The organism is Aromatoleum toluolicum (genome assembly GCF_012911005.2).
Lineage (GTDB): Bacteria > Pseudomonadota > Gammaproteobacteria > Burkholderiales > Rhodocyclaceae > Aromatoleum > Aromatoleum toluolicum.
This window is the reverse complement of sequence record NZ_WTVS01000061.1, coordinates 1-26,318: the sequence shown is the minus strand read 5'-3', so window position 1 is coordinate 26,318 and position 26,318 is coordinate 1. Positions and strand designations below refer to the sequence as shown.

Annotated in this window: 29 protein-coding genes; 16 read left to right on the top strand and 13 right to left on the bottom strand. The window is 66.1% G+C overall.

All coding sequences use genetic code 11. The features are described from left to right. Positions 1-11: 11 nt before the first annotated feature. The 3 genes from GPA27_RS22025 to GPA27_RS22015 are packed head-to-tail and all read left to right on the top strand — an operon-like array spanning position 12 to position 3,649. Positions 12-443, top strand: coding sequence for a Zn-ribbon domain-containing OB-fold protein (locus GPA27_RS22025; protein WP_169142578.1), 432 nt, complete (start codon positions 12-14; stop codon positions 441-443). Between the two features lie 14 nt (positions 444-457). Then, positions 458-1,651: a thiolase C-terminal domain-containing protein gene (locus GPA27_RS22020; protein WP_256223077.1), complete on the top strand. Its 1,194-nt coding sequence runs from the start codon at positions 458-460 to the stop codon at positions 1,649-1,651. 24 nt (positions 1,652-1,675) lie between these two features. Continuing rightward, positions 1,676-3,649 carry a (Fe-S)-binding protein gene (locus GPA27_RS22015; RefSeq protein ID WP_169142576.1) on the top strand — a complete coding sequence of 658 codons (1,974 nt, stop codon included), beginning with the start codon at positions 1,676-1,678 and terminating at the stop codon, positions 3,647-3,649. 427 nt (positions 3,650-4,076) lie between these two features. Here GPA27_RS22015 and GPA27_RS22010 read toward each other — a convergent pair whose 3' ends face one another. Further along, the gene (locus GPA27_RS22010; protein WP_169142575.1) at positions 4,077-4,580 is read right to left on the bottom strand and encodes a hypothetical protein; all 504 of its coding nucleotides are present in this window, start codon (positions 4,578-4,580) and stop codon (positions 4,077-4,079) included. A 103-nt stretch (positions 4,581-4,683) separates the two neighbouring features. Between GPA27_RS22010 and GPA27_RS22005 the strand changes: the two genes are divergently transcribed. Next, complete coding sequence (locus tag GPA27_RS22005) at positions 4,684-5,532, top strand: PA4780 family RIO1-like protein kinase (protein WP_169142574.1); 849 nt, start codon at positions 4,684-4,686, stop codon at positions 5,530-5,532. A gap of 35 nt (positions 5,533-5,567) precedes the next feature. Here GPA27_RS22005 and GPA27_RS22000 read toward each other — a convergent pair whose 3' ends face one another. Then, positions 5,568-5,912 (bottom strand): CPBP family intramembrane glutamic endopeptidase, encoded by a 345-nt coding sequence (locus GPA27_RS22000; RefSeq protein ID WP_169142573.1) that lies wholly within the window; start codon positions 5,910-5,912, stop codon positions 5,568-5,570. A gap of 119 nt (positions 5,913-6,031) precedes the next feature. Continuing rightward, positions 6,032-7,966 (bottom strand): ABC-F family ATP-binding cassette domain-containing protein, encoded by a 1,935-nt coding sequence (locus tag GPA27_RS21995; RefSeq protein WP_169142572.1) that lies wholly within the window; start codon positions 7,964-7,966, stop codon positions 6,032-6,034. Positions 7,967-8,225: 259 nt separating this feature from the next. Between GPA27_RS21995 and GPA27_RS21990 the strand changes: the two genes are divergently transcribed. Beyond that, complete coding sequence (locus GPA27_RS21990) at positions 8,226-9,122, top strand: DMT family transporter (RefSeq protein ID WP_169142571.1); 897 nt, start codon at positions 8,226-8,228, stop codon at positions 9,120-9,122. A gap of 39 nt (positions 9,123-9,161) precedes the next feature. Here GPA27_RS21990 and GPA27_RS21985 read toward each other — a convergent pair whose 3' ends face one another. Then, positions 9,162-9,710 carry a gamma carbonic anhydrase family protein gene (locus GPA27_RS21985; RefSeq protein ID WP_169142570.1) on the bottom strand — a complete coding sequence of 183 codons (549 nt, stop codon included), beginning with the start codon at positions 9,708-9,710 and terminating at the stop codon, positions 9,162-9,164. A 98-nt stretch (positions 9,711-9,808) separates the two neighbouring features. Here GPA27_RS21985 and GPA27_RS21980 point away from each other — a divergent pair, with 98 nt between their 5' ends. The 4 genes from GPA27_RS21980 to GPA27_RS21965 are packed head-to-tail and all read left to right on the top strand — an operon-like array spanning position 9,809 to position 13,012. Next, on the top strand, positions 9,809-10,654 hold the full coding sequence (locus tag GPA27_RS21980) for a 23S rRNA (adenine(2030)-N(6))-methyltransferase RlmJ (protein ID WP_169142569.1): 846 nt from the start codon (positions 9,809-9,811) through the stop codon (positions 10,652-10,654). Continuing rightward, on the top strand, positions 10,651-11,007 hold the full coding sequence (locus GPA27_RS21975) for a nucleotide pyrophosphohydrolase (protein WP_169142568.1): 357 nt from the start codon (positions 10,651-10,653) through the stop codon (positions 11,005-11,007). Before GPA27_RS21980 ends, GPA27_RS21975 begins: the two co-directional genes overlap by 4 nt. A 60-nt stretch (positions 11,008-11,067) precedes the next feature. Continuing rightward, entirely contained in the window at positions 11,068-12,651 is a 1,584-nt protein-coding gene (locus GPA27_RS21970) for an inorganic phosphate transporter (protein ID WP_169142567.1), read from the top strand. A 31-nt stretch (positions 12,652-12,682) separates the two neighbouring features. Further along, complete coding sequence (locus GPA27_RS21965; RefSeq protein ID WP_169142566.1) at positions 12,683-13,012, top strand: DUF3301 domain-containing protein; 330 nt, start codon at positions 12,683-12,685, stop codon at positions 13,010-13,012. 10 nt (positions 13,013-13,022) lie between these two features. On the opposite strand, the gene folE is transcribed toward GPA27_RS21965, so the two are convergent. The 3 genes from folE to fabI are packed head-to-tail and all read right to left on the bottom strand — an operon-like array spanning position 13,023 to position 15,082. Further along, entirely contained in the window at positions 13,023-13,664 is a 642-nt protein-coding gene (gene folE, locus GPA27_RS21960) for a GTP cyclohydrolase I FolE (protein ID WP_169142565.1), read from the bottom strand. A 27-nt stretch (positions 13,665-13,691) separates the two neighbouring features. Next, on the bottom strand, positions 13,692-14,288 hold the full coding sequence (locus GPA27_RS21955) for a hypothetical protein (RefSeq protein WP_169142564.1): 597 nt from the start codon (positions 14,286-14,288) through the stop codon (positions 13,692-13,694). Between the two features lie 14 nt (positions 14,289-14,302). After that, positions 14,303-15,082 carry an enoyl-ACP reductase FabI gene (gene fabI, locus GPA27_RS21950; protein WP_169142563.1) on the bottom strand — a complete coding sequence of 260 codons (780 nt, stop codon included), beginning with the start codon at positions 15,080-15,082 and terminating at the stop codon, positions 14,303-14,305. Between the two features lie 184 nt (positions 15,083-15,266). On the opposite strand from fabI, the gene GPA27_RS21945 reads away from it, so the two are divergent. Continuing rightward, on the top strand, positions 15,267-15,770 hold the full coding sequence (locus tag GPA27_RS21945; RefSeq protein ID WP_169142587.1) for an HAD domain-containing protein: 504 nt from the start codon (positions 15,267-15,269) through the stop codon (positions 15,768-15,770). Positions 15,771-15,779: 9 nt separating this feature from the next. Here the strand turns inward: GPA27_RS21945 and GPA27_RS21940 are convergent, their stop codons facing one another. After that, positions 15,780-16,772: a serine/threonine protein kinase gene (locus tag GPA27_RS21940; RefSeq protein ID WP_169142562.1), complete on the bottom strand. Its 993-nt coding sequence runs from the start codon at positions 16,770-16,772 to the stop codon at positions 15,780-15,782. Between the two features lie 138 nt (positions 16,773-16,910). On the opposite strand from GPA27_RS21940, the gene GPA27_RS21935 reads away from it, so the two are divergent. From GPA27_RS21935 to paeA, 4 genes are all read left to right on the top strand, one after another. Further along, positions 16,911-17,690, top strand: a complete 780-nt coding sequence (locus GPA27_RS21935; RefSeq protein ID WP_169142561.1) for a hypothetical protein — start codon at positions 16,911-16,913, stop codon at positions 17,688-17,690. Positions 17,691-17,744: 54 nt separating this feature from the next. Next, positions 17,745-18,290, top strand: coding sequence for a YaeQ family protein (locus GPA27_RS21930; protein ID WP_169142560.1), 546 nt, complete (start codon positions 17,745-17,747; stop codon positions 18,288-18,290). Between the two features lie 139 nt (positions 18,291-18,429). Then, the gene (locus tag GPA27_RS21925; RefSeq protein ID WP_211165155.1) at positions 18,430-19,383 is read left to right on the top strand and encodes a hypothetical protein; all 954 of its coding nucleotides are present in this window, start codon (positions 18,430-18,432) and stop codon (positions 19,381-19,383) included. Positions 19,384-19,469: 86 nt separating this feature from the next. Next, on the top strand, positions 19,470-20,774 hold the full coding sequence (gene paeA / locus GPA27_RS21920; RefSeq protein WP_256223076.1) for a polyamine export protein PaeA: 1,305 nt from the start codon (positions 19,470-19,472) through the stop codon (positions 20,772-20,774). Positions 20,775-20,789: 15 nt separating this feature from the next. Here paeA and amaB read toward each other — a convergent pair whose 3' ends face one another. The 4 genes from amaB to GPA27_RS21900 form a co-directional block, all read right to left on the bottom strand. Beyond that, a complete protein-coding gene (gene amaB / locus GPA27_RS21915; RefSeq protein WP_169142558.1) occupies positions 20,790-22,310 on the bottom strand; it encodes an L-piperidine-6-carboxylate dehydrogenase in 1,521 nt (506 codons plus the stop codon). A 53-nt stretch (positions 22,311-22,363) separates the two neighbouring features. After that, the gene (locus GPA27_RS21910; protein ID WP_169142557.1) at positions 22,364-22,651 is read right to left on the bottom strand and encodes a hypothetical protein; all 288 of its coding nucleotides are present in this window, start codon (positions 22,649-22,651) and stop codon (positions 22,364-22,366) included. Between the two features lie 94 nt (positions 22,652-22,745). Continuing rightward, positions 22,746-23,639 carry a class I SAM-dependent methyltransferase gene (locus GPA27_RS21905; protein WP_373322797.1) on the bottom strand — a complete coding sequence of 298 codons (894 nt, stop codon included), beginning with the start codon at positions 23,637-23,639 and terminating at the stop codon, positions 22,746-22,748. Continuing rightward, complete coding sequence (locus tag GPA27_RS21900) at positions 23,636-24,196, bottom strand: DUF1415 domain-containing protein (RefSeq protein ID WP_169142556.1); 561 nt, start codon at positions 24,194-24,196, stop codon at positions 23,636-23,638. The genes GPA27_RS21905 and GPA27_RS21900 overlap by 4 nt, the downstream gene beginning before the upstream one ends. Positions 24,197-24,284: 88 nt before the next feature. On the opposite strand from GPA27_RS21900, the gene ylqF reads away from it, so the two are divergent. Continuing rightward, positions 24,285-25,193: a ribosome biogenesis GTPase YlqF gene (gene ylqF, locus GPA27_RS21895; RefSeq protein WP_169142555.1), complete on the top strand. Its 909-nt coding sequence runs from the start codon at positions 24,285-24,287 to the stop codon at positions 25,191-25,193. Here ylqF and GPA27_RS21890 read toward each other — a convergent pair. Then, the gene (locus GPA27_RS21890; RefSeq protein WP_169132300.1) at positions 25,159-25,368 is read right to left on the bottom strand and encodes a dodecin; all 210 of its coding nucleotides are present in this window, start codon (positions 25,366-25,368) and stop codon (positions 25,159-25,161) included. The genes ylqF and GPA27_RS21890 overlap by 35 nt on opposite strands. 228 nt (positions 25,369-25,596) lie before the next feature. Here GPA27_RS21890 and GPA27_RS21885 point away from each other — a divergent pair. Next, positions 25,597-26,318 (top strand): YbfB/YjiJ family MFS transporter (locus tag GPA27_RS21885; protein WP_169142554.1); only part of this gene is annotated, 722 nt, incomplete at its 3' end.

Here is a 26,318-nt window from a genome sequence, read left to right as displayed (position 1 = left end):
AGCGCGACACGATGAATGAGCTTGCCAACACGGCCGCGCTGCGCGAACCCTGCGTCCCGGGGCTGTTTTCGGAAGAGGAGGGCGCGCGCCTGCATGGCGCCCGCTGCACCTGCTGCAACACACCCTACTTCCCGCGGGTGGCCACATGCCGCAATCCGGCCTGCGAGGAATCGAAGATCGTGCCCTGCACCTTCGGGGGCGAGGGCAGGTTGTGGAGCTATTCGGTCGCGGACTTCCCGCCGCCGCTGCCCCACCGCTATGACAAGCCCTTTGTACCGTACGCGATCGGGGTCGTGGATCTCGACAGCGGCCTGCGGGTGGTCGGGCAGATGGTCGATCCCGTCGAGGTCATGCGGGTCGGCGCGCGCGTCCGGCTCGTGATCGAACCCATCCATCACGAGGACGGCAAGGCCTTCACGTCGTGGAAATTCAAACTGCTCTGAGCCCCGGGGGAAACATGCAGGAAGTCGTCGTTCTGGGAGTAGGGATGCATCGTTTCGGCAAGACCGGCGATGCGATCGTGGGTGAGAAGTCCGTCACCGAGCTGTGCCGCCATGCGGTCGACATGGCGATGAAGGACGCCGGCGTGTCGTGGAAGCAGGTGCAGGCCGTTTCGGCGGCGAGTTCGCGCTTTTCCGGCGGCAAGGGCTGGGGCCTCAACGGCAACGACATCGTCGAGGACCTCGGCTGCACCGGCATCCCCGTGTACAACCTCTCGGCCGGCTGCGCTGCCGGGGGCAATGCGTTCAACATCGGCTATTCGCTGGTCGCCGGTGGCATCCACGACGTCGTGCTGGTGGTCGGCGGCGAGGTGATGCCGAAGGGCATGATCCAGACCTCCGGCGTCGAGGACGCGAATGATCCCGAATATCTGCGTCAGCGCTGCGTCGGCATGCCCGGCCCCGCCTTCTGGGCGACCCTCGCGCGCCGCCGCATGTTCGATTTCGGCACGACCGAGGAACAGATGGCCAAGGTCACCGTGAAGGCCCGCAAGTGCTCCGAGAGCAATCCCTTCGCGCGCTTCCAGAAGGCCGTGTCGCTCGACGAGGTGCTCGCGTCGCCCTACGTCAGCAATCCGCTGCGCCTGTTCGAGATCTGCCCGGTGTCGAACGGCGCCGCCGCGGCGGTGATCTGCTCGAAGGAGATGGCGCGCCGCTTCACATCGAAACCGATCACGGTCGCAACAAGCGCCGTCGCCACCATTGGCTTCGACGACGCCCTGCCGCGCAGCCTCGCCGGCCCGGTTCCCTCCGGCCCGAGCTTCCACACCGAGGCGAAGTCCGCGGTCATGAAGGCCTTCGAGCGCTCCGGCATCGGCCCCCGCGACATCAGCTTCACCGAGCTGCAGGACAACACCTGCTACTACGAGCTCGCCTTCCCCGAGGAATGGGGGCTGTGCGAACCCGGCGAGGCCGAGCGCCTGCTGGAGGCGGGGGAGACTGCCCCCACCGGCAGAATGCCGATCAATCCCTCGGGCGGATTCGTGTCCTTCGGCGAGGCGACGACGGCGATGGGCGTCTTCCAGATCGCCGAACTCACCTGGCAGCTGCGCGGCCAGGCCGGCGGGCGGCAGGTGCCGGACGCGAAGGTCGGGCTCGCCCAGACCAACGGCCTGGGCGGCAACGCGACCGCCGCAATCCTCAAGCGCTGACCCAAACTCACCGGGGCCCCGACCATGTCCGCGATCTCCGCGCTCGATTACACGATCCTGGCGCTCCTGCTGGCCGCCGCGCTGGCGAGCGTGCTCCTCGGGCTTAAGCGGCGCGCGGCGCTAATCGCGGAGGGCAGGGCGCTGCCCGGTGCCGCTGCGCCGGCCGGCTGGCGCGAGCGCTTCAACCTGCGGGCCTTCGCCTCGCGCGGCCTGCTCACCTCGCGGCTGAAGAAACGCCCGGTCGCGGGCCTCGCGCACGGCGTGATGTTCGGCGGCGCAGTCGTGGCAATCCTTGGCCACGCCGGCTTCGCCCTAAGCTTCGTCGGCGTGCCCGTGTATGAGGGGCGTTTCGGCTTCCTCGTGATGGAACTGGGGCGCGAACTCGCGGGCATCCTGATGTTCGCGGGCGTCGCGTTCTTCGTCGTGCGGCGCCTGATGTGCATCGAACGGCTCAACACCGGAGGCTTTCGGCGCGGCTTCGTCGCGATGGAGCTGCTGTTCCTCGTCACTATCCTCGCGGGTTTCGCAGCGGAGGCCTTCCGGCTTGCCAACCCGCAGTACGCGAGCCGCGGTGAATTCCTCGGGCTTGTGCTCGCAAGCGGGCTACGCGAGATCGGCGTCGGCCCGCACGCCGTCGCCACGCATCTCGCGTGGTGGCTGCACGCCTTGCTGGGCGTCGCCTTCATCGGCCTGATCGCGCACACCCCCCTGTCGCACATGCTGCTTGCGCCCGCGAACGCGGCGCTCGCGCGGCGGCGCTCCGGCATCACGCTCGCCCCGATCGACTTCGACGCCGATCCGCCCGAGGGCGAGGAAATTTCCTTCGGTGCTGCCAAGCTCGCCGATCTAGACCGCAAGAAGCTGCTCGATTTTTCCGCTTGCCTGTGGTGCGGCCGCTGCCAGGAAGTGTGCCCCGCTGCGCAGACGGGCAAGGCGCTGTCGCCGAAGAAGGTCATGACCACGTGCGCCACGTATCTTGAGAATGGGCGCCTCGACGACGTCGCGCTGATCGACGAGATCGGTCTGCAGGCGGTGTTCGACTGCACCACCTGCGCCGCCTGCGTGGAAGAGTGTCCCGCGAGCAACAGCCCCGCGGAGACCATCCTCGAGTTCCGCCGCCATTTCGTCATGGACCGCTCGGAAATGCCGGACACGCTCGCGCTCGCGAACCGCAACCTCGAATCGCGGGGGCACCCCTTTGTCGGCACTGCGGCCAACCCGGACGACTGGCGCAAGGGGCTGGATGTGCCCTTCTTCGAGGCCGGCAAGACCGAATACCTGCTCTGGATCGGATGCTCCGTCGCCTTCGAGCCGCGGGCCCAGGAAGTCGCCCGCGCGATGGTGCGCATCCTGGAGACCGCCGGAGTGTCCTACGGCATCCTCGCAGAGTCGCGCTGCACCGGCGACCCGGCCAAGATGGCCGGCGACGAGATGCAGTTCGTCGAAATCGCCCAGGCCAACATCGAAGACTTCCGCGAGCGCAAGATCCAGAAAGTGATCACGATGTGCGCGCACTGCTTCAACAGCTTCGACCGCTACTACCCCGAACTCGGCGCCGACTGGCAGACCATCCCGCACTCCGTGCTGATCGACCAGCTGATCACGGACGGCCGCCTGAAGGTCGTGCGCAACGACGCCGAGAAGATCACCTTCCACGACCCCTGCTACCTCGGCCGCCACAACGACATCCTCAGCGAACCCCGGCGTGCCCTCGGCGCCGTCGCCCAGCTCATCGAAATGCCGCGCAACCGCAAGGACAGCTTCTGCTGCGGCGCGGGTGGCGGCAACTACTGGGGCGGGAAAGGTGGTACTGCGCGCATCAACGACGTGCGCATGCAGGAAGCTGTCGACACTGGCGCCGCGAAGGTCGCGACCTCGTGTTCGTTCTGCCTGCTGATGCTTACGTCCAGCGCCTCCAAACATGGGGAGGAGAGGCGGGTATTCGATGTCGCGGAGCTCGTGGCAGAGTCGCTGCCGGCACGTGCGGAAACGGTCTGAGGCTGGTCGAGGAGCCTTGCCTTTCCGAGCGCAGCCCCATTGTGAGGCGCATCCTCGTGTCCCCTCAGCCACGCACCTGCCCGCCGGCTCCCTGCATCTTATCGACCGCCTCTCACTGCAGTTCGCCGGCAGAGCTTGTGGGAGAAGTTGGCGGGTTCGTCGGCACACCTACGTTCTCTTCGTTCAGACGCGCGAGCCCCTCGAAGACAATTACCCCCGGTAGTCGAAGAGCGGATGACGCCACTACGCGCTCATTGTGGGCGGCCGGCGTCATTCCAGGCTTGCGTAGCGCTCAGCGTCAACCGGTAACGGGCGTAGTTGAACACCTCCAGCTTCGTCAGTTCATCGAGTAAGCCGGCCTTGTAGCCAGGCGCCGTGTCCTTGGTGAGTTCCAGCTCAACAATCGCGTGTTCGCCGCAAATGGCGATCAGCCAGGCCTGCGGAAGTCATCCTCGAGCCACGCCTGCGCGCTGGCCGTGGTCAGTTTGAATCCCGCATCCACGCGCAGTCGGGCCAGTTCTTCGCCCGCAGCGTCGTAAGCCCCCAGCAGGGCATGGGGATCGTATTCGTCGGCAACGATGTCGAGTGTGACGCTGACCGGGCCGGCGTCGGTGTTCACGGTGAGCTTCTTGTGAAGCGTCGCATGCAGCTGTTGCTCATGGCGGCGCAGGACTTCCGAGGCGGTCTTGACCAGGGTGTTGAATGCAGAGGAGTCAAGGGGCTTCGGGTTCTTCTTGTCGCGCCCCATTGTCCAGGGGCCGACCAAGGCGGGCTCGGGCTCGCCATCCTTGATCATTTCGACCGCCCATCCATCGTCGTCCATGTTCTTGATGACGCGGGCGGTCCAGCCGTCGTCCTGCCACAGGCGCGGCTCTTTCACGCGGACGACTCCGTCGTCCATTTCGGCTTCGTTCATTGCATCTGAGGTCATGTGCAGATTCTACCCGAACGACGGTTGTGCCCCGAGATGAGGGTGTAAGGGTGTAACCTAATCGGCTTTGCCCAATTTCCATGCAGTTCAGCAGGACCAAAGTATGAAAACCCCAAGCAGAATCGAGCCACTGGTGACCGACGGCCTCGTCGATCGCGTCACGCGCCAGTTGATGAGCGGCAAGGAGGCGATGGTCTTCGTCGTCGAGTGTGGCGATGAAGTGCGCTGCGCCAAGGTCTACAAGGAGGCCAACAAGCGCGCCTTCCGTCAGGCGGTCGACTACACCGAAGGCCGCAAGGTCAAGAACAGCCGGCAGGCGCGCGCGATGGCAAAGGGTTCGCGCTATGGGCGGCAGGAGCAGGAGGCCGCCTGGCAAAGCGCCGAGGTCGATGCGCTGTATCGCCTGGCCGCGGCCGGCGTGCGCGTGCCGACACCGTACAATTTCCACGAAGGCGTGTTACTGATGGAGCTGGTGGCCGACGAGAACGGTGAACCGGCGCCGCGGCTCAACGACATCGTGATGAGCGAAGAGGACGCGCTGCGATACCACGCCTTTCTCGTGCGGCAGGTGGTGCGCATGCTGTGTGCGGGCATCGTGCATGGCGACCTGTCCGAATACAACATCCTGGTCGATGCCGATGGGCCGGTGATCATCGACCTGCCGCAGGCGATCGACGCGGCAGCCAACAACAACGCCAGCCGCATGCTGGAGCGGGACGTCGACAACCTCGCCGCCTACTTCGGCCAGTTCGCGCCGGAACTACTGACGACCGATTACGGCAAGGAAATCTGGTCGCTCTACGAGGCCGGCAGTCTGCACCCGGAGGTCGAACTCACCGGGCAATTCAAGCGTGACGAGACCCTCGCCGACCTCGACGAAGTCATGCAGGTCATAGAGGCGGCGCGCGCCGAAGATGCCGCGCGGCGGGCGCGCATGGACGAGTCCATGTAGCTGGACAGATTAGGCGGAAAACCTTGCCGCCGGAGTCAGTTGCGTGGGTCCTCACGACCCTCTTCCCGAATTTCGCGCAGCACTTCGCCTTCGATCACCGTACCGTCGGCGGCCGGGCGTCGCGGGGCGGGTCCCCTGGCCTGCGCCTGCGCTTCCTGCATCACCTTGCGCAGATTGCGGGTCTTCCACCAAATATAGCCCCAGATCAGCCCTCCCACTGCCACCACTACCGCAAAGAACAGGATGGAGAAGGTCAGCGCCAGGCCGAACACGAGCACGGTGGCGGCGATCGCGGCAATCTTCTGCAGCGGGCCGACTGGCTTGGGCGGGGGCTGCTTCAGGTTGTTGAACAGGGCGTCGAGTCTCGGATCGCGTTGCATGCGGGTTCCTGCTTGTGGCGTGGCTTAGGGGATGGACGGGAGATGGCGACAGGAGTTCCTGTGCGGTGGGGCCGATTCTCGCAGCGGCGCACCGTAGCGCGATGACTGCCGCATCGCGGCTAGCCCCGGCTTGCCGCTTCGATTTCCTCGGAAAGCTGCAGCCAGCTGTCCTCGTGGGCGTTCAGGGTTTCCTCGATCTGCTGCAACTCCTTGCCCAATTCGGCGAGTAGCTGCACCGACGGCGAGCCGGCCAGCCGGGCTTCGGTGGCGTGCTTCCGCGCCTGTACTTCCAGGATCGTCTGCTCAAGCTTGCCCAGGTCGCGCTTGAGGCTCTTGAGCTTCTCCGGGCTGACCCGGTGGGCTGCGACCGGTGCCGGCGCGGGCTCGTGTTTCGGACTCTTGAGTGAGGCCTTGAGCTCTTCGCGTGCGCGGCGGGCTTCGTCGAGCAGGTATTGCTGGTAGTCGTCCAGATCGCCGTCGAAAGGCTCGACGCCGCCGCGTGCCACCAGCCAGAACTCGTCGCACACCGAGCGCAGCAGGGCGCGGTCGTGGGAGACCAGCATCACCGTGCCCTCGAATTCGTTGAGCGCCATCGCCAGCGCTTCGCGGGTCGCGAGGTCGAGGTGGTTGGTCGGTTCGTCCAGCAACAGCAGGTTGGGGCGCTGCCATACGAGCATGCACAGCACGAGCCGCGCCTTTTCGCCGCCGCTCATGGTGCCCACCGGCTGCTGCACCATGTCGCCACTGAAGTTGAAGGTGCCAAGGAAGGTGCGCAGGTCCTGCTCGCGACCGCTCTGGCCGGCCGGCAGCCCTTCGCGCGCCATGCGCACCATGTGTTCGAGCGGGTTGTCCTGCGGGCGTAGCACGTCCAGCTCCTGCTGCGCGAAATAGCCGATGCGCAGCCCCTTACCCTCGGTGACGACGCCGCTGGTGGGGGCGAGGTCGCGGGCGATGGTCTTCACCAGGGTGGACTTGCCGCGACCGTTGGCGCCGAGGATGCCGATGCGCTCGCCGGCCATCACCGACTTGTTCACTCCACGCACGATCACCGTCGGCGGCGTGCCTGCGGGGGCGTCGTCGGGCGGCGGATAGCCGAAGCAGGCTTCCTCCATCGCCAGCATGGGGTTGGGCAGGTTGAGCGGTTCCTTGAACTCGAAGGTGAAGTCGGCACTGGCGAGCACCGGCGCGAGCTTGTCCATGCGGTCCAGCGCCTTGACGCGGCTCTGGGCCTGCTTGGCCTTGCTGGCCTTGGCCTTGAAGCGGGCGATGAACTTCTGCAGGTGGGCGATCTTGTCCTGCTGCTTGGCGTAGGCGTTCTGCTGCAGCTCGAGCTGCAGGGCGCGGGTGTCCTCGAACGTGGAGTAGTTGCCGCCATAGCGGGTCAGCTTGTGGTTGTCGATGTGCACAGTGACGTCGGTGATGGCGTCGAGGAACTCGCGGTCGTGGCTGATGACGACCAGCGTGCCGGTGTAGCGCTTGAGCCAGGCTTCGAGCCACACGAGGGCGTCGAGGTCGAGGTGGTTGGTCGGTTCGTCGAGCAGCAGCAGGTCGGACGGGCACATCAGCGCGCGGGCCAGTTGCAGGCGCATGCGCCAGCCGCCGGAGAAGCTGTTCACCGGATTGCATAGTTCGGTGGTCTTGAAACCGAGCCCGAGGATCAGCGCCTGGGAACGCGCCTGCGCGTCGTGCGCACCCGCGTCGTGCAGGGCCATGTAAGCGTAGGCCATGCGTTCGCCGTCGTCGCTGGCTTCTGCGGCGGCGACTTCCTGCTGGGCAGCGAGCAGGGCGGTATCGCCCTCGATCACGAAGTCGGTCGCAGACTGGCTGGTCTCCGGCATGTCCTGCGCGACCTGTGCCATGCGCCAAGCCGCCGGCATGGTGAAGTCGCCTGCGTCTTCATGCAGCGTGCCGTTGAGCAGGCCGAACAGCGAGGACTTGCCGGCGCCGTTGCGCCCGACCAGACCGACCTTTTCGCCGGGGTTGAGGGTGACGGAGGTGTTGTCGAGCAGCACCTTGGCGCCACGACGCAGGGTGACGTCCTTGAGGGTGATCATGAATTAAGGCTCTGGTGTCTGGGGATTGCAGTTGCAGGCGGATAGGGGAACGAACGCGCACGGGACCGCACTGCGGAGCTCGACCGAATCGGGAAGGACGCAAGGATACGTGCTTTGGGGGTGTATTGGTGCTGCAGGCGAAGGCGCTATGGTTCCAGCGCTCCCTGTATCAGGGCCAGGCCAAGCCGCAGATAGCCAAACTTCATTGACCGCGTCCCACGGCTTCGGCAAGCTTCGCGGTTTTTGTCGGAGAGGGCGGATGCAGAACGAGCGCTTCGTCGGCGCGGCTTACGTCGCACTATCGGCATCGGCCTTCGGGGCGATGGCGATCTTTGCCCGTTTCGCGCGCGACAGCGGTGCGGACGTCGTGACGGTTTTGTTCCTGCGTTTCGTGATTTCCGCCGTGCTCATGGCCGCCGTGATGCTTGCGACGGGGCGCCGCTGGCCTTCCGTGCGGAATGCGGCGATTCTCGCGGCGATGGGCGGAATCGGATACGTCGCCCAGTCGTACGCGTTCTTCGAGGCGCTGAATTACGCCTCGGCAGGTTTGGTGGCGCTGCTGCTGTATCTCTACCCGGTCCTCGTGACGGTCCTCGGCGCGGTGTTCCTGCGGCAACGGCTCACGACGGGGCGGGTGCTGGCTGTGCTGACCGCGTTGGCGGGAACGGCGCTGACGATCGGCGGCGAGCTCAGCGGACGGCCGTTGGGGGTCGTTCTCGGGGTGAGCGCGGCCCTGATCTATTCCGTCTACATCCTCGTCGGCAACCGCGTGATGAGCCAGGAGGCGCCGCTGGCGAGCGCGACCGTGGTGATGATGGCTGCGGCCGTGGTGTTCGGTGGCCTGATCGGAGTTTCCGGCGCCGCGTGGCCGCAGGGGACGATGGGCTGGGTCGCCGTGCTGCTGATCGCCGTCGTGTCCACCGTGGTTGCGATGGTCAGCTTCTTCATAGGACTGCAGAAACTGGGTGCGGCCGATGCCGCATGCTTGTCGACGCTCGAGCCGGTCGTCACCTTCGTGCTCGCGGCAATCTTCCTCGGCGAGGCGATCGATCCCAATCAGGTGCTCGGCGGGGCGGTGATCCTTGGTGCGGTGATCTGGCTCGCGCGACATCCGCCGGCGGCGACATCCGGACAAGCGCACGTGGAACGCGGATGACGTTCCCCGTGGGCTTGGCAGGAACCCGCAGCGGCCCGCTCAGTCGCGGCGCTTGGGCAGGTCGGGCGTGATGTGGCGCAGGTCGGCGGCGTACATGCGCGAGTTCTGCACATAGTTCAGGGCATTCTGGCGCAGGTCGGCGATGTCCTCGTCGGTGAGTTCGCGGATGATGCGCCCCGGCGAACCGACGACCAGAGAGCGGTCGGGGATGACCTTGCCTTCCGGAATCAGCGCATTGGCGCCGATGATGCAGTTCTTGCCGATCACGGCGTGGTTGAGGACGACCGCATTGATGCCGATGAGCGTGTCGTCGCCGACCGTGCAGCCGTGCAGCATGACCATGTGCCCGACGGTGACGCCGGAGCCGATCTTCAGCGGCACGCCGTCGTCGGTGTGCAGGACCGAGCCGTCCTGGATGTTGGTGTTGTCGCCGATCGTGATCGGATCGTTATCGCCGCGGATCACGACGTTGTACCAGACGCTCACGTTGGATCCGGCTTCCACACGCCCGATCACCGTGGCGTTGTCCGCAACCCAGCACCCTTCGCCGAAGCTCGGGGTATGTTCGCCCAGGGCGTAAATCGCCATCTTTCTTGTCTCCGTTGGAGCCGGCGTTGCGCGCCAGCGGCCCGCAATGATAGCAGGCAGTGTTAGGATTCGGCGCCTGACTCCGTTCCGCATCCTCCATGCTCAGTTACCGCCACGCCTTCCATGCCGGCAACCATGCCGACGTCCTCAAGCACTTCGTCCTGATCGAGCTGCTGCGCTATTTCAACCGCAAGGACAAGCCGTGGTGGTACATCGACACGCATGCCGGTGCGGGTTGCTATGCGCTCGACAGCGAACAGGCCGGCAAGACCGCGGAATTCGCCGGGGGGATCGGACGCCTGTGGGAACGCGACGATCTGCCGGAGGCGCTGCGCGCCTACATCGACGCGGTCGCCCAGTTCAATCCGCACCGGCGCCTGACCTTCTACCCGGGCTCCCCCGCGCTGGCCATGACGCAACTGCGCGATCAGGACCGCATGCGCCTGTTCGAGCTGCATCCGGCCGACGTATCGCTGCTCGAACAGACCTTCGCGCGCGACACGGATCGCGTGCTGATCCGCAAGGCCGACGGGTTTAGCGGGTTGCGCGGGCTCCTGCCGCCGCCGGCGCGGCGTGCCGTGGCGCTGATCGATCCGCCGTACGAGGTGAAGGAGGATTACCGCCGCGTGGTGGAAACCGTCGCGGACGCGATGAAGCGCTTTCCGGGCGGCACGTATGCGGTGTGGTACCCGATGCTTGCGAGGCCCGAAGCACGGCAGCTGCCGGAGCGTCTGGCCGACCTCGGTGCCGAGAGCTGGCTCGACGTGCGTCTCGCGGTGCGCAAACCGACGCGCGACGGCATCGGGATGTTCGGCAGTGGCCTCTACATCGTCAATCCGCCGTGGGTGCTGCCGCAGACGCTCGAGGCGGTGATGCCCTGGCTGGTGCGCGTGCTCGGCGAGGACGAGGGCGCGGGTTTCGACCTGGAGCATCACATCGAATGAGCGGGCAGGACAGCCTCGAAGCCCTGCGCGACGCGCTGCGTGCATTTGCCGCGGAGCGCGACTGGGAGCGCTTCCATACGCCCAAGAACCTTGCCATGGCCCTGTCCGGCGAAGCCGGGGAGGTGATCGAGCATTTCCAGTGGCTGAGCGGTGACGAGTCGGCCGCGCTGCCTGAGCCGGCGCGCGCGGAAGTGGCGCTGGAGCTTGCCGATGTGCTGCTGTACCTCGTGCGTCTGGCCGACGTTCTCGGTGTCGATCTGGCAGACGCCGCGAGGACGAAGATGCGCATCAACGCCGAGCGCTATCCGGTCGACAAGGCCCGCGGACGGTCGGACAAATACGATCGCCTCTGAGGCGATGCCGGATTCTGCGAGAATGAACAATTCCGCGTTCGCATAGTGGTCGGCTGAAAGTTGGAACTCAAGCATATCGACGAAATCGACAAGGCCACGCGCCAGGGGCACGGCGAACTGCTGCGCCTGGGGGCGACCATGCTCTTCGTCGTAGGCGTGATGCTGTATGCGGCGCTGAAGGGCGGGTCGGAGGGCGGGGTGCTCGTGGTGGTCGGCGCCGTGCTCGGTGCGTACATGGCCATGAACATCGGTGCCAACGACGTTGCGAACAACGTCGGGCCTGCCGTGGGCGCACAGGCGCTGACCCTCGCCGGCGCGCTCGCCCTCGCGGTGGTGTTCGAGGCTGCGGGCGCCCTGATCGCCGGCGGCGACGTGATCCGGACGATACGCAGCGGCATCATCGATCCCGCGAATATCGGCGACGCCTGGGCCATGGTATGGGTCATGATGGCCGCACTCCTTGCCGGCGGCCTCTGGATCAACGTCGCGACCGCTTTCGGCATGCCGGTGTCGACGACGCATTCGATCGTCGGCGCGGTGCTGGGATCCGGCGTCGCCGCGGTGGGCCTGGACGTCGTGAACTGGAAGGTCGTCGGTGCGATTGCGGCGAGCTGGGTGATCTCGCCGGTGCTGGCCGGGCTGTTCGCGGCGCTGTTTCTTTACGTGATCAAGCGCCTCATCACCTATCAGGTCGACATGGTCGCGGCGGCGCGGCGCACGCTGCCCGGGCTCGTGGCGTTCATGGCGTGGTCATTCTGGACCTATCTGCTGATGAAGGGCTTCGGGCGGTTGTGGACGGCCGATTTCGGCGTGGCAGCCGTCAGCGGCATCGTCCCCGCGGGCGCCGCGTGGCTCTATGTGCGGCGCGCCGTGGCGAACCCGAACTACATCATCGCGAACACCAAGTCGGGCGTGAACCGCCTGTTCAACCCGCCGCTGATCTTCGCCGCCGCGCTGCTGTGCTTCGCGCACGGCTCGAACGACGTGGCGAACGCGGTGGGGCCGCTGGCGTCGATCGTCGATTCGCTCGCGCACCTCGACGGACCCGTCGCACGTCAGACCTCGGTCCCGTTCTGGGTGTTGCTGACCGGGGCTCTTGGGCTGGTGCTCGGGCTTGCGCTGTTCGGACCACGAGTGATCCGTACCTTGGGCGAGGAGATCACGGAGCTGGACCAGATGCGCGCGTTCAGCGTGGCCCTGTCGGCGACCGTGACCGTGATCGCCGCCAGTGTGCTGGGCCTGCCGGTCAGTTCGACGCACATCGCGGTCGGCGCCGTGATCGGTGTCGGGTTCCTGCGCGAGTACCTCAAGGGCAGCCATGCGCGCATGGTCGCGGAGATGAAGGCGCACCACCCGGCAGGCGATCAGGCGGCGATCGATCAGTTTCTCGACCGTTTTGAGCGTGCCGGCGTGCCGGAAAAGAAGGCGATGCTCGCTGACCTGAAGGCGCGTTCGAAACAGAAGACGGATCCGGCGAACTTCTCGAAGCGTGAGCGCAGGGTGTTGCGCGAGGTTTATCGGAAGGAGCTGGTCACGCGCACGCAGGTGCTGCGCATCTTCGCTGCGTGGCTGCTGACAGTGCCGTTGTCGGCACTCCTCGGCGGCCTGTTCTTCTTCGTGATGCGCGGCATGGAGCTCGACTGATGGCGCATCCGGTTTTGCGGACTCACCGACAATGACATTTTCCGAGTTGCTGGCCCTGATGCTGCTGTGCCTGTGCGGCTGGTTCTGGCTGGATAGCGCCCGGACGCGCGAAATTGGCGTACAGGCGGCGAGGGCGGCGTGCCGCCGCGAAGGCGTGCAGTTCCTCGACGAAACCGTCTCGAGCCGCTCGTTGCGCTTCGTCCGCGACGAGGACGGGCGGCTGTGTCCGCAGCGCGTCTATGAGTTCGAATACTCGGTTTCGGGCAACGACCGCGTGCACGGTTCGGTGACGCTGCGCGGAAAAGAGGTCGTGATGCTCGAGATCGGCACGCAGGGGGTGCCGACCTTTACCCTTCACTGAACGCGACGAGTCAGCGTACGCCGCGCCCGGCGACCACGTGCAAGAACTCGCTGCGCAGGTGCTCGCGCGTCTCGAATTCGCCGGCGAACGCCTGCGTGACCACGCGCTCGTCGCCGCGCCGGTCCTCGCCCAGCAGCAGGCACAGCTGCTCCGCCTCGATGATGCACGCCGCGCCCCGCGCATGGCCATGCTGGAGCAGGGCATCGGCGATGTCGCGCGTCATCCATTCCTGGTAGGTGAAGCGGTGCCCGATGGCGTCGACCAGGCGGGCAATGCGTCCGAAGCCATGCAGGCGTCCGCCGGGAAGGTAGGCGACGTGCGCGACGCCGCGGAAGGGCACGAGGTGGTGCGGGCACACGCCGTGCACGGCGATGCCGCGAATCACGACCATGTCCGAGCGCTCGTCGGGGAAGCCGTCACCCAGTGCTTCGGCGGGATCGAGCTCGTATCCGCCGAGCAGGCGCCGCTGCCACAGTTCGCGCACGCGCGTCGCGGTGCGGCCCATGTGGGTGGTGTCGGGGGCGATGCCGCAGGCGGCCAGGAGGTCGTTGACCGCACGCTCGAACGCGGCCGGGTCGAATGCGCCGCTGCGCGGTATGCCGACGCCGGTGCACGGCGCGTGGGGCGGGTGGTGCTCGTCGAAGTCGCTCATCGTGGCCCTTGTACCGTGGGGAATCGTTCAGGCGATGAATACCGGGTCGGAGAATACCAGCGTGCCGTCCTTGCGCATCATGATGTTGTCCGCGTTGAGGATGTCCGGCAGCACCTGATACTCCTCGACGAAGTCCGACAGCGCCTTCAATGCGAGCGTCAGCGAATCGCCTATCGCGGGCGGCGCGAGGCTCACATGGTATAGCGCGATCCTGCCCATGTCCCCACCCAGTTGCGCGCGTTCGACGCAGGCCGCCCAGTAGGCGTCGATCAGCAGGGCGGCCTGTTCGGCGGCCGGGGTTCCGTCCTGCAGCGGATAGAGACGTTCCATCTCGAGGAGATGGAAGGGGTAGCCCGATTGTGCGCGCCCGATCGTCCCATGGTGCGCGTAGACCACCGGGAAGTGCGGGCCGCACGGGCGGTCATCGGCCGTGTAGAGGAACAGGTCGGCGGGCGAACTGACGACTTTATAGACCCGCTCGGGATCGGGGTGTTGCAGCACGATGCTGTATTCGCCCCGTCCGATCTCCCGCATGCCCTCGAGCAGGGCGTGAGGGGGGATCGGATCGGGCAGGCGGAGTCCGATACGACCGAGTCGGGCGCGAGCTTCGGCGAGATCGATCACCGCCGCCTCGCGTCTCAGGCCATGATGTTGTAGCCGGCGTCCACGAAATGGACCCCGCCGGTGACCAGCCGCCCGGCGTCGGAGACGAGGAAGGCCGTCAGCGCGCCGATGTCCTCCGGCGTGACGAGGGCGTGCATCGGCGAGCGCTCGACCGCGGTCGCCATCAGGCCGTCGAAGCCGGCGATACCGGATGCGGCACGCGTCATCAGCGGGCCGGGGGAGACGGCGTTCACGCGGATGTTCTTGCCGCCGAGTTCGAACGCCATGTAGCGGGTCGCAGCTTCCAGCGCGGCCTTGCACAGGCCCATCACGCCGTAGTTGGGGATCACCTTTTCGCTGCCGAGGTAGGTCATCGTGACCAGCGATCCGCCGCCGGCGCGCTCCAGCAGCGGCTCGACCATCTTGGCGAGGCGCACGAATGAATGCGTCGAAACGTCCATCGCCATCGCAAAGCCGTCCGGCGAGGTGTCGACCACGCGGCCGTGCAGGTCGTCGCGCTTGGCGAAGGCCATGCTGTGGATCGCGAAGTCGAGCTTGCCGTGGCGCGCGGCGATCTTCTCCTGCACGTCGGCGAGGGTCTCGGGGCGCGTCACGTCCAGGAGATACACGTCTTCGACGCCGAGGCGATTGACGACGGGTTCGATGAAGGCGCGTGTCTTGTCGTTCTGGTACGTGATGATGAGCTTCGCACCTGCCTCCGCACACGCTTCGGCGACGCCGGTGGAAATGGACTTTTCGTTGGCGATGCCGGTGATCAGGCCGACCTTGCCTTCGAGATTGACGAGCGACTTCATGGGTAAATCCTTGGAAAACTGGAATGAAAATGGTGCGACGCAGCAGTGTGCTGCCGCGCTTATATCTTTAGAAATAGGTGGAACCCGCAATTCGCCGTTTCCGATGGCTACTTGCGATATTTTGCGCAATGCAGCATTCTACCATTCAGTGCGCAATTGCGCCGTTACTATCGGCAACCAATCAATGACTCGGCATAGCTATATTTTCATGGATTTCGACGGCGTTACCCACCCGTGGGGCGAGGTCGAGGATTTTCGCTGCCTGCCGCACATCGAGGCGGTCGTGCGCGACTATGAAGAGGCTCGCATCGTCATCACTTCGGACTGGCGAATGCTGTTTTCGCTGTCCAAACTGGTGGGGCGCTTCGCCGAGGACATCCGCCCGCGGGTGTGCGGCGCGACGCCGCATGTCATTCCCAAGAACGGCGCCGAACTGCACGGTTTGCGCGAGCGCGAGGCGATGCTGTGGCTGGCGCAGCACGTGCCCGACGTGTCGACGGCGTCGTGGTGCGCGGTGGATGACGCGCCCGGCAACTGGCTGACCCGTTCGCGGCTGGTGCTCACCGACTTCAAGCGCGGTTTCGGCGACGAGGACGCCGCGCACCTGCGGCGCACGCTCGACAGCTTCCGTTCCGGCACGGCGCAGCCGCCGAAGTCGCGCGAGCCCTCCTTCCTGCGGCGAGCCTGACGGGCACGGTCAAATCGACCAGAGCGGCGGTTCGTCCATCGCGGCGACCTGCTCGCGCAACTCCAGCACCCGGTCCTGCCAGTAGCGCTGAGTGTTGAACCACGGGAAGGCGCGCGGGAAGGCCGGATCGGCCCAGCGACGGGCAATCCACGCCGAGTAGTGGATGAGGCGCAGGGTGCGCAGCGCCTCCACCAGATGCAGCTCGCGCGGGGAAAACTCGTGGAAATCCTCGTACCCGGCCAGTACATCGCCGAGCTGGCGGCTCATCTCGTCGCGCGAGCCCGACAGCAGCATCCACAGATCCTGTACGGCCGGGCCCATGCGGCTGTCGTCGAAATCGACGAACTGCGGCCCCGGGGCAGCGGCAGATTCGCTCCACAGCACGTTGCCGGCGTGGCAGTCGCCGTGCAGCCGGATGTGTGCAACGGTCCCGGCGCGCTCGAAGCAGCGCCGCACCCCGTCGAGCGCCTGGTCCACGGTGCTCGTCCATGCGGCAAGCAGGTCGGCGGGGATGAAGTCGTGGTCGAGGAGGTAGCGTCTCGGCTCGACGCCGAAGGTCGCGATATCCAGCGTCGGCCGTTCCCGGTAGGGTTGCAGGGCTCCGACCGCGTGGATGCGGCCGATGAAGCGCCCCATCCATTCGAGTGTCGCGGGGTCGTTCAGCTCGGGGGCGCGCCCGCCGGCACGCGGGAAGACCGCGAAGCGCTGGTCGGCGAAATGGTGCAGCGTGGCGCCTGTGATCGCGAGCGGAGCGACGACGGGAATCTCCCGCGCGGCGAGTTCGGTGACGAAGGCGTGTTCCTCGGCGATGGCTTCGTCGCTCCAGCGTGCGGCGCGATAAAACTTGACGATCAGCGGCGGCGCGTCCTCCATGCCGACCTGATAGACGCGGTTCTCGTAGCTGTTCAGGGCCAGCATGCGACCGTCGGGGCGCAGGCCGACACTCTCGAGTGCGTCGAGAAGGAGATCGGGGGTCAGCGATTCGAAGGGAAGGTCGGACATGGTCGTCGGGATTGGAGAGGATGGGCGCATTCTGTCAGGAATGGCGCAATGCACAAGACCGGCCGCAGCAAGGTCGGGCGATATTTGCCGTCCGCTCGCGCGGGGCTCAGAATACGCCCCTTTTGCCGGACCGCAGACATGACGCAAGACGTATCCGCCGAGACGATTCCGGTCGACTCGCTCGCCGCCCTGGCGGCGGTCGATGTGCAGAAGCTCGCTGCGCGCATGGCGCAGGACAGCTTTGCTCAGGTGTTCCGCCTGACGTTGGACGAGGATGATGCCGGCCGTGCGCGCGGCGTCGAGACGCTCGCCGCAGCGCTGGGGAACTGGAGCCGCGCGGCAGCCGACGATGACGCGCGGGCACTGCGCCTGGCGATGCTCGTTGCGGGCCTTGACCAGTGGGGGCTCGCGTACAGCCAGGCCTTCGGACTGGTCGCGATTCCCGGCCTGTCGGAACTCCTCGGTGCCTTGCGCACTGCGCTGGGGCCCGAGCAGGAGGCGCGGTTCCAGCGCCAGTTCGCCGCGATCGCCGAAGGCGAAGGCAACGCGATCGACTTCAAGATCGATCTCAGGCGCGGCATCCATCTCGCCCTGTGGCACGCGATGATCGCAAGCGACGAGCGCGAGCAGGCGACGGCAATCCTGACCCGGCTCGGCGGGATGATGTTCGCGCTGACCGAGCTGATGCCGGTGCTCGGCTGGCGCCTGGTGGCCGACGCGGTCGCGCATATCCAGATCCAGTGCCTGGCCGAAGGGCTGGCTGCCGACGGGCTGGCGCGCGAGATGAACGAGGCGCTGTTCGGTGCCTTGTCGAAGGAGCTGCCTGCGCAGTTCCGCGACCGTGTGATGGCGTACGCAACGCAGGCGGTGCTCGCGTGGCAGCAGGCGCGTCGCCCCGCCGGAACCCCGACGCACTGAAGCGCGGCACAACCAATCAACAGCGGCCCGAGGCCGCAGCGGGAATCGAACGACATGGCCCTCAAGGCAACCATCTTCAAGGCCGAGCTTGTGGTCGCCGACATGGACCGCAACTATTACGGCGACCACAACCTGACGATCGCGCGTCATCCGTCGGAGACCGACGAACGGATGATGGTGCGCATCCTCGCGTTTGCGCTGTACGCCGATCCCGCGCTCGCTTTCGCCAAGGGCTTGTGCGTCGACGATGAACCGGACCTGTGGCAGAAGGACCTGACCGGCCTCGTCGAGCGCTGGATCGACGTCGGCCAGCCGGACGAGAAGTGGATCCGCAAGGCCTGCGGCCGCGCCCGCGAAGTCGTCGTCATGAGCTACGGGCGAGCGGCGGACGTCTGGTGGAACGGCATCCGCGACAAGCTTACGCGGCTGACGAACCTCACCGTGCTGAACCTGCCCGGGGATGTCGCCCCCGCGCTGGCGGCGCTGACCGCGCGCAGCATGCGTCTGCAATGCACGATTCAGGACGGGCAGATGTGGATCACGGATGGGGTCGAGACGGTGTCGGTCGAGCCGGAACGCTTGATGGCGCCCCGCGGCTGATCGCCTCCCTCCAGCGGAAAACCATGCGGCATTCGTGACGGGATTCCCGCCGCTCGTCGTTGCAGGTTCGCCTTTTTCGGTCGGACGCCGTAAATTAGAAAAAATGTCGGCTTTCCGATTGCTGCAGGGGGGTTCGCGCATGAGACGGGGTTTGGCGAGTTGCGTGCTGCTCGGATATCTCGCGAGCGGATGGGCGGCAGGTGCGGACGAGCCGGGTGCGCCGCAGCCGGCCGGATCGGGAATATTGATCCTCGAGCGCAGCCGTGCGATGGTGCATGACTTCACCGAGGGGGTCGCACGGCACGTCGACGGCTGGTTCGGCGACAAACCGTTCGAGCAGGGCGGCAAGGTGTCGGGCTCCATCGGCTTCAAGTTCCTTACTCGGCAGCACGAAAGCCCCGACGCGAGCTTCCGCTTTGGTGCAAAGCTCGACATGCCGAACGTGAAGGAAAAGACCTATCTGTTCTTCGGTCAGGAAAACGAGCGGGAGCTCCTCATCGACCAGCCCGAGCCCTTCACCCGGCGCGAACTGCTGCTCGCCGAGGACCGCAGGCAGGACCAGACCTTTTTCGCCGGAGTCGGCTATGCGCTCCGCGACAACATCGATTTCCGCGCAGGCCTGCGCAGCGGCATCAAACCCTATGCCCACGCGCGCTACAAGAAAGCTTGGGCGCTGGGAGAGCACGACCGCATCGACCTCCGCGAGACGATCTTCTGGAACCGCAAGGACGGTGTCGGTTCGACGACCGCGCTGAGCTTCGGTCACGGTTTTACGCGGACCCTGGCGTTTCGCTGGCAGCTAGCCGGAACGATCTCGGACGAGACCGACGGCTTGGCATGGGCGAACAGTATGGGTATCTTCAAGAACTTCGGCGACCAGCATACCTTGTCGCTGGAAGCCCTCATCGGCGGTGCGACCGCGGGTTCGGACAACGTCTCCGAGACCGGCGTGCGTGCGGTCTGGAAGCAGCCGGTGTATCGGGACTGGACGCTGGTCGAGCTTAGCCTGGGACACTTCTGGCCGCAGGGCGATGCGAAGGACGAAGACCGGCGCGGCTGGGCGCTGGGCGTCGGCTTCGAGATCCTCTTCTGACCCGGTGAGGCCCCGCGTCGGCTGCAGACACGCGGCGGCGCATGGCGGCCGCGGGCGTCTGCTGCGGAGGAGTGCGGAGTTTTATCGTGAGTCTGTCGAATCAGTTGCTGGTCATTGCCGCGCTCATCGCTTTGAGCGCGTTCTTTTCGATTTCGGAGATTTCCCTCGCTGCGTCGCGGAAGATCAAGCTGCGGCTGATGGCCGAAGGCGGCGACGCGGCCGCGGCGCGGGTTCTCGCGCTGCAGGAGAACCCGGGCCATTTCTTCACCGTGGTCCAGGTCGGGCTGAACGCGATCGCGATCCTGGGGGGCATCGTCGGCGAATCGGCGCTGTCGCCCGCGATTTCGGGTGTTATCGCGCTCGTCTATGACGGACAGATGCTTGATACGCTGAGCTTCGTGCTGTCCTTCATCGTCGTGACCTCGCTGTTCATCCTGTTCGCCGATCTGATTCCGCGGCGGCTGGGGATGGTCGCGCCGGAGCGCGTCGCGGTGGCGGTGGTGAAGCCGATCCAGGTATTCATGATCGCGTTCGCGCCTGCCGTGTGGTTCTTCGATGGCCTTGCGAACCGCCTGTTCGCACTGTTCAAGCTGCCCAACGTGCGCACCGAGGACATCACCTCGGCAGACATCGTTGCGATGGCCGAGGCAGGAGCCCTGACCGGCACCCTGTTGAACCAGGAGCGCGAGCTCATCATGAACGTGTTCGAGCTCGATACGCGGACGGTCGGCTCGGCGATGACGAACCGCGAGAACATCGTCTTCTTCACGCTGAACGAATCCGAGGAGAGCATCCGCAAGAAGCTCACCGACCAGCCGCACGGCAAGTTCCCGGTGTGCGAGAACACGATCGACACGGTGGTGGGCTATGTGGACCTGAAGGACATCTTCACGCGCATCCTGTCCGGGCAAAAACTCTCGCTGCGCGCGGACCCGATGGTGCGCAGCGTGCTCGTCATTCCCGACACGCTCACGCTTTTTGAAGCGCTGGACCGTTTCCGTGCAGCGCGCGAGGACTTCGCGCTGATCGTCAATGAATATGCGCTGATCGTCGGCCTGCTGAGCCTGCAGGACGTCATGAACACCGTGATGGGCGAACTGGGAAGCACGCTGCAGGAGGAACTCATCGTCAAGCGCGACGCCGATTCGTGGCTGATCGACGGCATCACGCCGATCGAGGACGTGATGCACGCATTGGAGATCGACGAATTCGAAGGCAGCGAAAACTACGAGACCCTCGCCGGCTTCATGATGTATGCCCTGCGTAAGGTGCCCAAGCGCACCGATTCGGTGAGCTACGGCGGCTACAAGTTCGAGGTGGTCGACATCGACAATTACCGCATCGACCAGCTGCTCGTGACGCGGGAATCTGCTGCGATCCCCGCGGGCTAGGGGCGCACGCCCGGCTCAGCTTTCGTCCAGCCCGAAGCGGATGCCCTGCGCGAGCGGCAGCGCGCCCGAATAGTTGATCGTGCAGGTCGCGCGGCGCATGTACCCCTTCCACGCATCGGAGCCCGACTCGCGTCCGCCCCCGGTATCCTTTTCGCCGCCGAACGCGCCGCCGATCTCGGCACCCGAGGGGCCGATATTCACGTTGGCGATTCCGCAATCACTTCCCGCAGCGGACAGGAAGCGCTCGGCTTCGGCGAGATCCCGCGTGAAGATCGACGACGCGAGCCCCTGCGGCACGTCGTTGTGCAGCACGATCGCCTCTTCGAAGCTGGAATAGCGGATCGCGTAGAGGATGGGGGCGAAGGTCTCGCGGCGGACGATGTCGTGCTGCGCGGGCATTTCGACCAGCGCCGGACGGCGGTAGCAGCCGCCTTCGCAGCCGCGCACCGTCACCGTTTCGCCGCCGAACACCTTGCCGCCCGCTGCCTTCGCTTCGGCCAGGGCAGCATCCATCGCCGCCCCGGCACCGCTGTCGATCAGCGGGCCGACAAGGGTTGAGGTGTCGAGGGGGCTGCCGACGGGAATGCGGCGCCAGGCCGCGCGCAGGCGCTCGAGCAGCGTGTCGGCAATCGACTCATGCACGATCAGGCGGCGCAGCGTGGTGCAGCGCTGTCCGGCCGTGCCCGCCGCGGCAAAGAGGATCGCGCGCTCGGTGAGCGCGAGATCGGCGCTGGGGCACACGATTGCGGCATTGTTCCCGCCCAGCTCGAGGATGGAGCGTCCCAGGCGCGCTGCGACGCGCGGCGCCAGCGCGCGCCCCATGTCGCAGGAGCCGGTCGCGGACAAGACCGCGATGCGGCGGTCGTCGGCGAGCAGGGCCGCGTGCTCGCGGCCGCCGGTCAGCACTTCCAACAGGCCCGCCGGGGCCTCGCTCACACCGCGGCATGCGCGTTCGAACAGGGCTCTGCAGGCGAGCGCGGTGAGGGGCGTGCGTTCCGAGGGCTTCCACACCACGCTGTCGCCGCACACCCACGCCAGCATCGCATTCCATGCCCATACCGCGACCGGGAAGTTGAAGGCCGACACGACGCCGACGACGCCCGCAGGGTGCCATTGCTCCATCATGCGGTGGCCCGGCCGTTCGCTGGCGATCGTGAGTCCGTACAGCTGCCGCGAGAGGCCGCAGGCGAAGTCGCAGATGTCGATCATCTCCTGTACCTCGCCGAGGCCTTCCTGACGGATCTTGCCCGTTTCGATCGTAACGAGCGTGCCGAGGTCTGTCTTGTGATCACGCAGGAGGTTGCCGAAGCGCCGCACGAGTTCACCGCGCCGCGGGGCGGGCACGCTGCGCCAGGCGAGGAAGGCGTCATGCGCGCGCGCGATGGCCGCCTCCGTCGCGGCCTTGTCGCCGGCTCCGACCCGGCCGATCAGGCTGCCATCGATCGGGCTATGGACAACAAGATCGCCGCCATCGAAACGCTCCTGCGCGACACCGAGCGAGGTCAGCAGCGAGGAAGTCAGGGATGCGAGTTCCATGATCGGCCTCCGGGAGCAGATGCCGCGTTGACCCGTCCAAACGCGGGATTGTTCTAAAGCGAAGCGGGCGCCGCCCGGGTGTAGCGGAACAGGAGCTTGTCGCACTGAGAACAGGCGACAATGCGACGGTCGTCGCCGGAATCGCTGAGCCCGAATTCGCGCGTGTCTATCGAGCGGCAGTGTGCGCACAGCACCGAATCGAGCCCGTGCGTGGCGAGGTATTGGTCGCGTTCGGGCAGCTTGCGCTGCGCCTCTTGCTGCCGCATGAACACGTGGAGTATGGCGAGGGTGCCGAACAGGAATACGGCGGCGACCAGGACGGGGAACGGGACATCGGACATGGGGTACGCCGCGGGCAGTTTGTGAACCAGCAGCTTACCTGCGCACAAGCCGTGCGTACTTCACCGCGATCAAGTTTGACGCCCCGCGTGCGGATCAGTACACGAAGCGTTCGCGCAGCTCTTCGAGGTTCAGTTCAGTGAGGATGCTCTCCAGCCGCTCGCGCGCATTGCCGCGAGGCTGGCCGGTGGCGCGCGCGATGATGAGCTCGTTCTTCATCGAATGCTCCCAGCCGACGAGTTCGGTGACCGTGAGCTGGTAGCCGTGCGACTCGAGCAGCAGGCAGCGCAACACGTTGGTGAGCTGGCTGCCGAATTCGCGCGTGTGGATGGGATGACGCCAGAGTTCGGACAGCGGAGTGCGGCCGAAGGATTCGTTCTTGTGCTTGCGCAGCGTGGCCGCGACTTCGGCCTGGCAGCAGGGCACCAGCACAATGAAGCGCGCGCGCTTCTCCAGCGCGAAGCGGATGGCGTCGTCGGTGGCGGTATTGCAGGCGTGCAAGGCCGTGACGATGTCGATGCGCTCGGGCAGCTCGGGCGAGCGGATGGATTCCTCGACCGAGAGGTTCAGGAAGCTCATGCGCCCGAAGCCGAGCCGGGCCGCGAGTTCGCGCGAACGGGCGACGAGTTCCTCGCGGGTTTCGATGCCGTAGATGTGGCCACCGGTCTTGTCACCCTCGCGCGCCTTCAGGAACAGGTCGTAGAGGATGAAGCCGAGGTAGGACTTGCCGGCGCCATGGTCCGCGAGCGTGAGATCCCCGCGGGCGTTCATGACTTCGTCGAGCAGCGGCTCGATGAAGTTGTAGAGGTGGTACACCTGCTTCAGCTTGCGCCGGCTGTCCTGGTTGAGCTTGCCGTCGCGCGTAAGGATGTGGAGCTCCTTGAGAAGCTCGACCGACTGTCCCGGCCGCACGTCCGGAATCGCGGGCGGCACGGCGGGAGCCGTGGGCTCGGTCGCAGGCGTCGCAGGCTTGTGGCGCGCGCGGCTCACTTCTTCTCGCCCCCCATGCCGGGGATGCCGAGCGCCTTCCAGCCGTCGAGCCCGAGCTTCGTCACCGTCTCGATGTTGCGCTCGTAGATTTCCTCGGCTTCCGGGTAGGCCGCGACGGCGCGCTCGATGCTTTCCTCGCGCAGCAGATGCAGGGTGGGGAAGGGCGAGCGGTTGGTGAAGTTCGTGATGTCGTCCTCGGCCGTGTCCTCGAACTGGAAGCGCGGGTGGAAGCTCGCCACCTGCAGGATGCCCTCGAGCTCGTGCTCTTCGACCGCTTCCTCGGCGATGCCGGCGATCTCGTTGAAGTCGAGGAAGTCGGGAAACAGGGTCGGATGGACGAGGAGGGTCGTGTCGACCTCCTGCGGGTCGGCGGCAGCGAGGAATTCGAGCTCGCGGTCGAGATCCTCGAGGAAGGCGTCCACATGCTTCGCCTCGCTGACGACGATGCGCACCTGATTCTTCACATACACCGACTTGGCGAACGGGCACAGGTTGAGCCCGATCACCGCCTTCTCGATCCACCGGCGCGTCGCCGCGATCACTTCGTCACGATTCATGCACTACCCCTCGAAAGGCCGCCATTTTGCCCCAATCGCAGGTCGAAGGAGGCGATAATGCGCGCCTTGTCCAACGCTTACTGTCCAGATGTCCATCCAGTGGTTTCCCGGTCACATGACCTCGGCGCGCAAGAAGGCGGCCGAGACCATGGCAATGACCGACGTCGTGATCGAGGTGCTCGACGCCCGCATCCCCGAGGCGAGCAGCAACCCGATGATTCGCGAATTGCGCCTGTTCCGGCAGCGTCCGTGCCTCAAGCTGCTCAACAAGGCGGATCTCGCGGACCCCGTCGCGACCCGCGCTTGGCTGGATTTCTTCAACGCACAGGCAGGCGTGAAGGCGGTGGCGCTGTCATGCAAGAAGCCGGGCGATGTCGCGCGGGTGCCCGGGCTGTGTCAGGCGCTGGCACCGCACCGCACCGACGGCACGAGGCCGCTGCGCATCATGATCATGGGCATCCCCAACGTCGGCAAATCCACGCTCATGAACGCGCTGCTCAAACGCCGCGTCGCGGCGGTGGGCGACGAGCCGGCAGTGACCAAGCAGCAGCAGACCTTCGATCTCGGCTCGCACATGACGATCACCGACACGCCGGGCCTGATGTGGCCGAAGATCGACCACGATTCGGACGGCTTCATGCTCGCGGCGAGCCACGCCATCGGCCGCAATGCGGTGATCGACGAGGAGGTCGCCGCCTTCCTCGGCGACGTGCTGGTGGAGCGCTATCCGGAGCTCGTCGCGCAGCGCTACGGGATTGCCCCGGAGCGCATGGAGGTGCTCGACGGCGTCGGTGTGGTCGAGATCGTCGCGGCGCGCCGCGGCTGCCGTCTCAAGGGCGGCGCGCCGGACCTGGAAAAGGCCGCGCAGATCTTCCTGGTCGACTACCGCAGCGGCGCCCTCGGGCGCATCAGCCTTGAGACGCCGGAAAGCCGCCGCGCGATGCTCGAGGCCGGCCGCGGGCTCACTCCTCCAGCCGGAACCCCACCTTCAGCTTGACCTGGAAGTGCGCGACCTTGCCGTCGGTGATGTGGCCGCGGATCTCGGTCGCCTCGAACCAGTCGAGATGGCGGATCGTCTTGCCGGCGGTCTCGATCGCGTTGCGGATCGCGGCATCGACGCTGTCCGGGGACGAACCGACGATTTCGACGAGTTTGTAGGTGTGGGCGGACATCGCGGTCTCCTCGAGGATTGAACGGGCAGCGCTCCCAGTATAGAGAAGCGTTCCGGCCTTGCCCGACCACTGATGCGTGACGATCCCTGCACGGCGTGGCGTGCGTCACGCTGCAGGGGCGGTATTCCGTCCGACATGTGCCGAGAAAATCCATGTCGGAATCAGAATAGCTTGCGCCGCCGCTTTCCATACCATACCGTATTGAGACCACCGATGGGAACAGCCGCGATGAGAGAGCAGATGCAGCGGATGAAGGTCCTCGGGGCGGGCATCCTGAGCCTGATTCTGGTGATGGGCGTCGCGCGCTTCGCCTACACACCGCTCCTGCCGCTGATGCAGCAGCAGGCCGGTCTCGGCGTGGCCGACGCCGGCTGGCTGGCGGCGTGGAACTACGCGGGCTACCTCAGCGGTGCGCTGATCGCATCGATGACCAGCGACCTCGTGCTCAAGGATCGTCTCTACCGTATCGCGCTGGTCGTCGCGGTCATCACCACGGTGGCGATGGGCCTCACGACGGACGTCTTCTGGTGGTCCGTGTCGCGCTTCCTTGCCGGCCTGAGCACCGCCGGGGGCATGCTGCTGGGTACCGGGTTGATCCTGAACTGGCTCATCCGCCACCAACACCGCTCCGAGCTGGGGATCCACTTCACCGGCATCGGCCTCGGTATCGCGGGCTGTGCGGCCGCGGTGGCGCTGATGACGCAGTGGCTGGACTGGCGCGCGCAGTGGTTCGTGTTCAGCGCCCTGGGCGTGCTGCTGCTGATCCCGGCGTGGCGCTGGCTGCCGCCGCCCGACAGCACGTCCCTCACGGTCGGCGGACAGAAGATGGAGGACAACCCGCCGGGGGCCGGCTTCCTGCGCGTGTTCATGGCGGCGTATTTCTGTGCCGGCGTCGGCTACGTGGTCAGCGCGACCTTCATCGTCGCGATCATCGACAAGCTGCCCGGGCT

Bases quoted from the DNA above. Each gene is read 5' to 3' on its own strand.
- GPA27_RS21985 (WP_169142570.1), bottom strand. From the start codon at position 9,710: ATGGCGATTTACGCCCTGGGCGAACATACCCCGAGCTTCGGCGAAGGG.
- GPA27_RS21925 (WP_211165155.1), top strand. From the start codon at position 18,430: ATGAGACGGGGTTTGGCGAGTTGCGTGCTGCTCGGATATCTCGCGAGC.
- GPA27_RS22015 (WP_169142576.1), top strand. From the start codon at position 1,676: ATGTCCGCGATCTCCGCGCTCGATTACACGATCCTGGCGCTCCTGCTG.
- GPA27_RS22020 (WP_256223077.1), top strand. From the start codon at position 458: ATGCAGGAAGTCGTCGTTCTGGGAGTAGGGATGCATCGTTTCGGCAAG.
- GPA27_RS21990 (WP_169142571.1), top strand. From the start codon at position 8,226: ATGCAGAACGAGCGCTTCGTCGGCGCGGCTTACGTCGCACTATCGGCA.
- GPA27_RS21935 (WP_169142561.1), top strand. From the start codon at position 16,911: ATGACGCAAGACGTATCCGCCGAGACGATTCCGGTCGACTCGCTCGCC.
- GPA27_RS22005 (WP_169142574.1), top strand. From the start codon at position 4,684: ATGAAAACCCCAAGCAGAATCGAGCCACTGGTGACCGACGGCCTCGTC.
- GPA27_RS21995 (WP_169142572.1), bottom strand. From the start codon at position 7,966: ATGATCACCCTCAAGGACGTCACCCTGCGTCGTGGCGCCAAGGTGCTG.
- folE (WP_169142565.1), bottom strand. From the start codon at position 13,664: ATGAGCGACTTCGACGAGCACCACCCGCCCCACGCGCCGTGCACCGGC.
- GPA27_RS21975 (WP_169142568.1), top strand. From the start codon at position 10,651: ATGAGCGGGCAGGACAGCCTCGAAGCCCTGCGCGACGCGCTGCGTGCA.
- amaB (WP_169142558.1), bottom strand. From the start codon at position 22,310: ATGGAACTCGCATCCCTGACTTCCTCGCTGCTGACCTCGCTCGGTGTC.
- GPA27_RS21940 (WP_169142562.1), bottom strand. From the start codon at position 16,772: ATGTCCGACCTTCCCTTCGAATCGCTGACCCCCGATCTCCTTCTCGAC.
- GPA27_RS21945 (WP_169142587.1), top strand. From the start codon at position 15,267: ATGACTCGGCATAGCTATATTTTCATGGATTTCGACGGCGTTACCCAC.
- GPA27_RS21890 (WP_169132300.1), bottom strand. From the start codon at position 25,368: ATGTCCGCCCACACCTACAAACTCGTCGAAATCGTCGGTTCGTCCCCG.
- GPA27_RS22000 (WP_169142573.1), bottom strand. From the start codon at position 5,912: ATGCAACGCGATCCGAGACTCGACGCCCTGTTCAACAACCTGAAGCAG.
- GPA27_RS21900 (WP_169142556.1), bottom strand. From the start codon at position 24,196: ATGAATCGTGACGAAGTGATCGCGGCGACGCGCCGGTGGATCGAGAAG.
- fabI (WP_169142563.1), bottom strand. From the start codon at position 15,082: ATGAAGTCGCTCGTCAATCTCGAAGGCAAGGTCGGCCTGATCACCGGC.
- ylqF (WP_169142555.1), top strand. From the start codon at position 24,285: ATGTCCATCCAGTGGTTTCCCGGTCACATGACCTCGGCGCGCAAGAAG.
- GPA27_RS21930 (WP_169142560.1), top strand. From the start codon at position 17,745: ATGGCCCTCAAGGCAACCATCTTCAAGGCCGAGCTTGTGGTCGCCGAC.
- GPA27_RS22010 (WP_169142575.1), bottom strand. From the start codon at position 4,580: ATGACCTCAGATGCAATGAACGAAGCCGAAATGGACGACGGAGTCGTC.
- GPA27_RS21980 (WP_169142569.1), top strand. From the start codon at position 9,809: ATGCTCAGTTACCGCCACGCCTTCCATGCCGGCAACCATGCCGACGTC.
- GPA27_RS22025 (WP_169142578.1), top strand. From the start codon at position 12: ATGAATGAGCTTGCCAACACGGCCGCGCTGCGCGAACCCTGCGTCCCG.
- GPA27_RS21910 (WP_169142557.1), bottom strand. From the start codon at position 22,651: ATGTCCGATGTCCCGTTCCCCGTCCTGGTCGCCGCCGTATTCCTGTTC.
- GPA27_RS21965 (WP_169142566.1), top strand. From the start codon at position 12,683: ATGACATTTTCCGAGTTGCTGGCCCTGATGCTGCTGTGCCTGTGCGGC.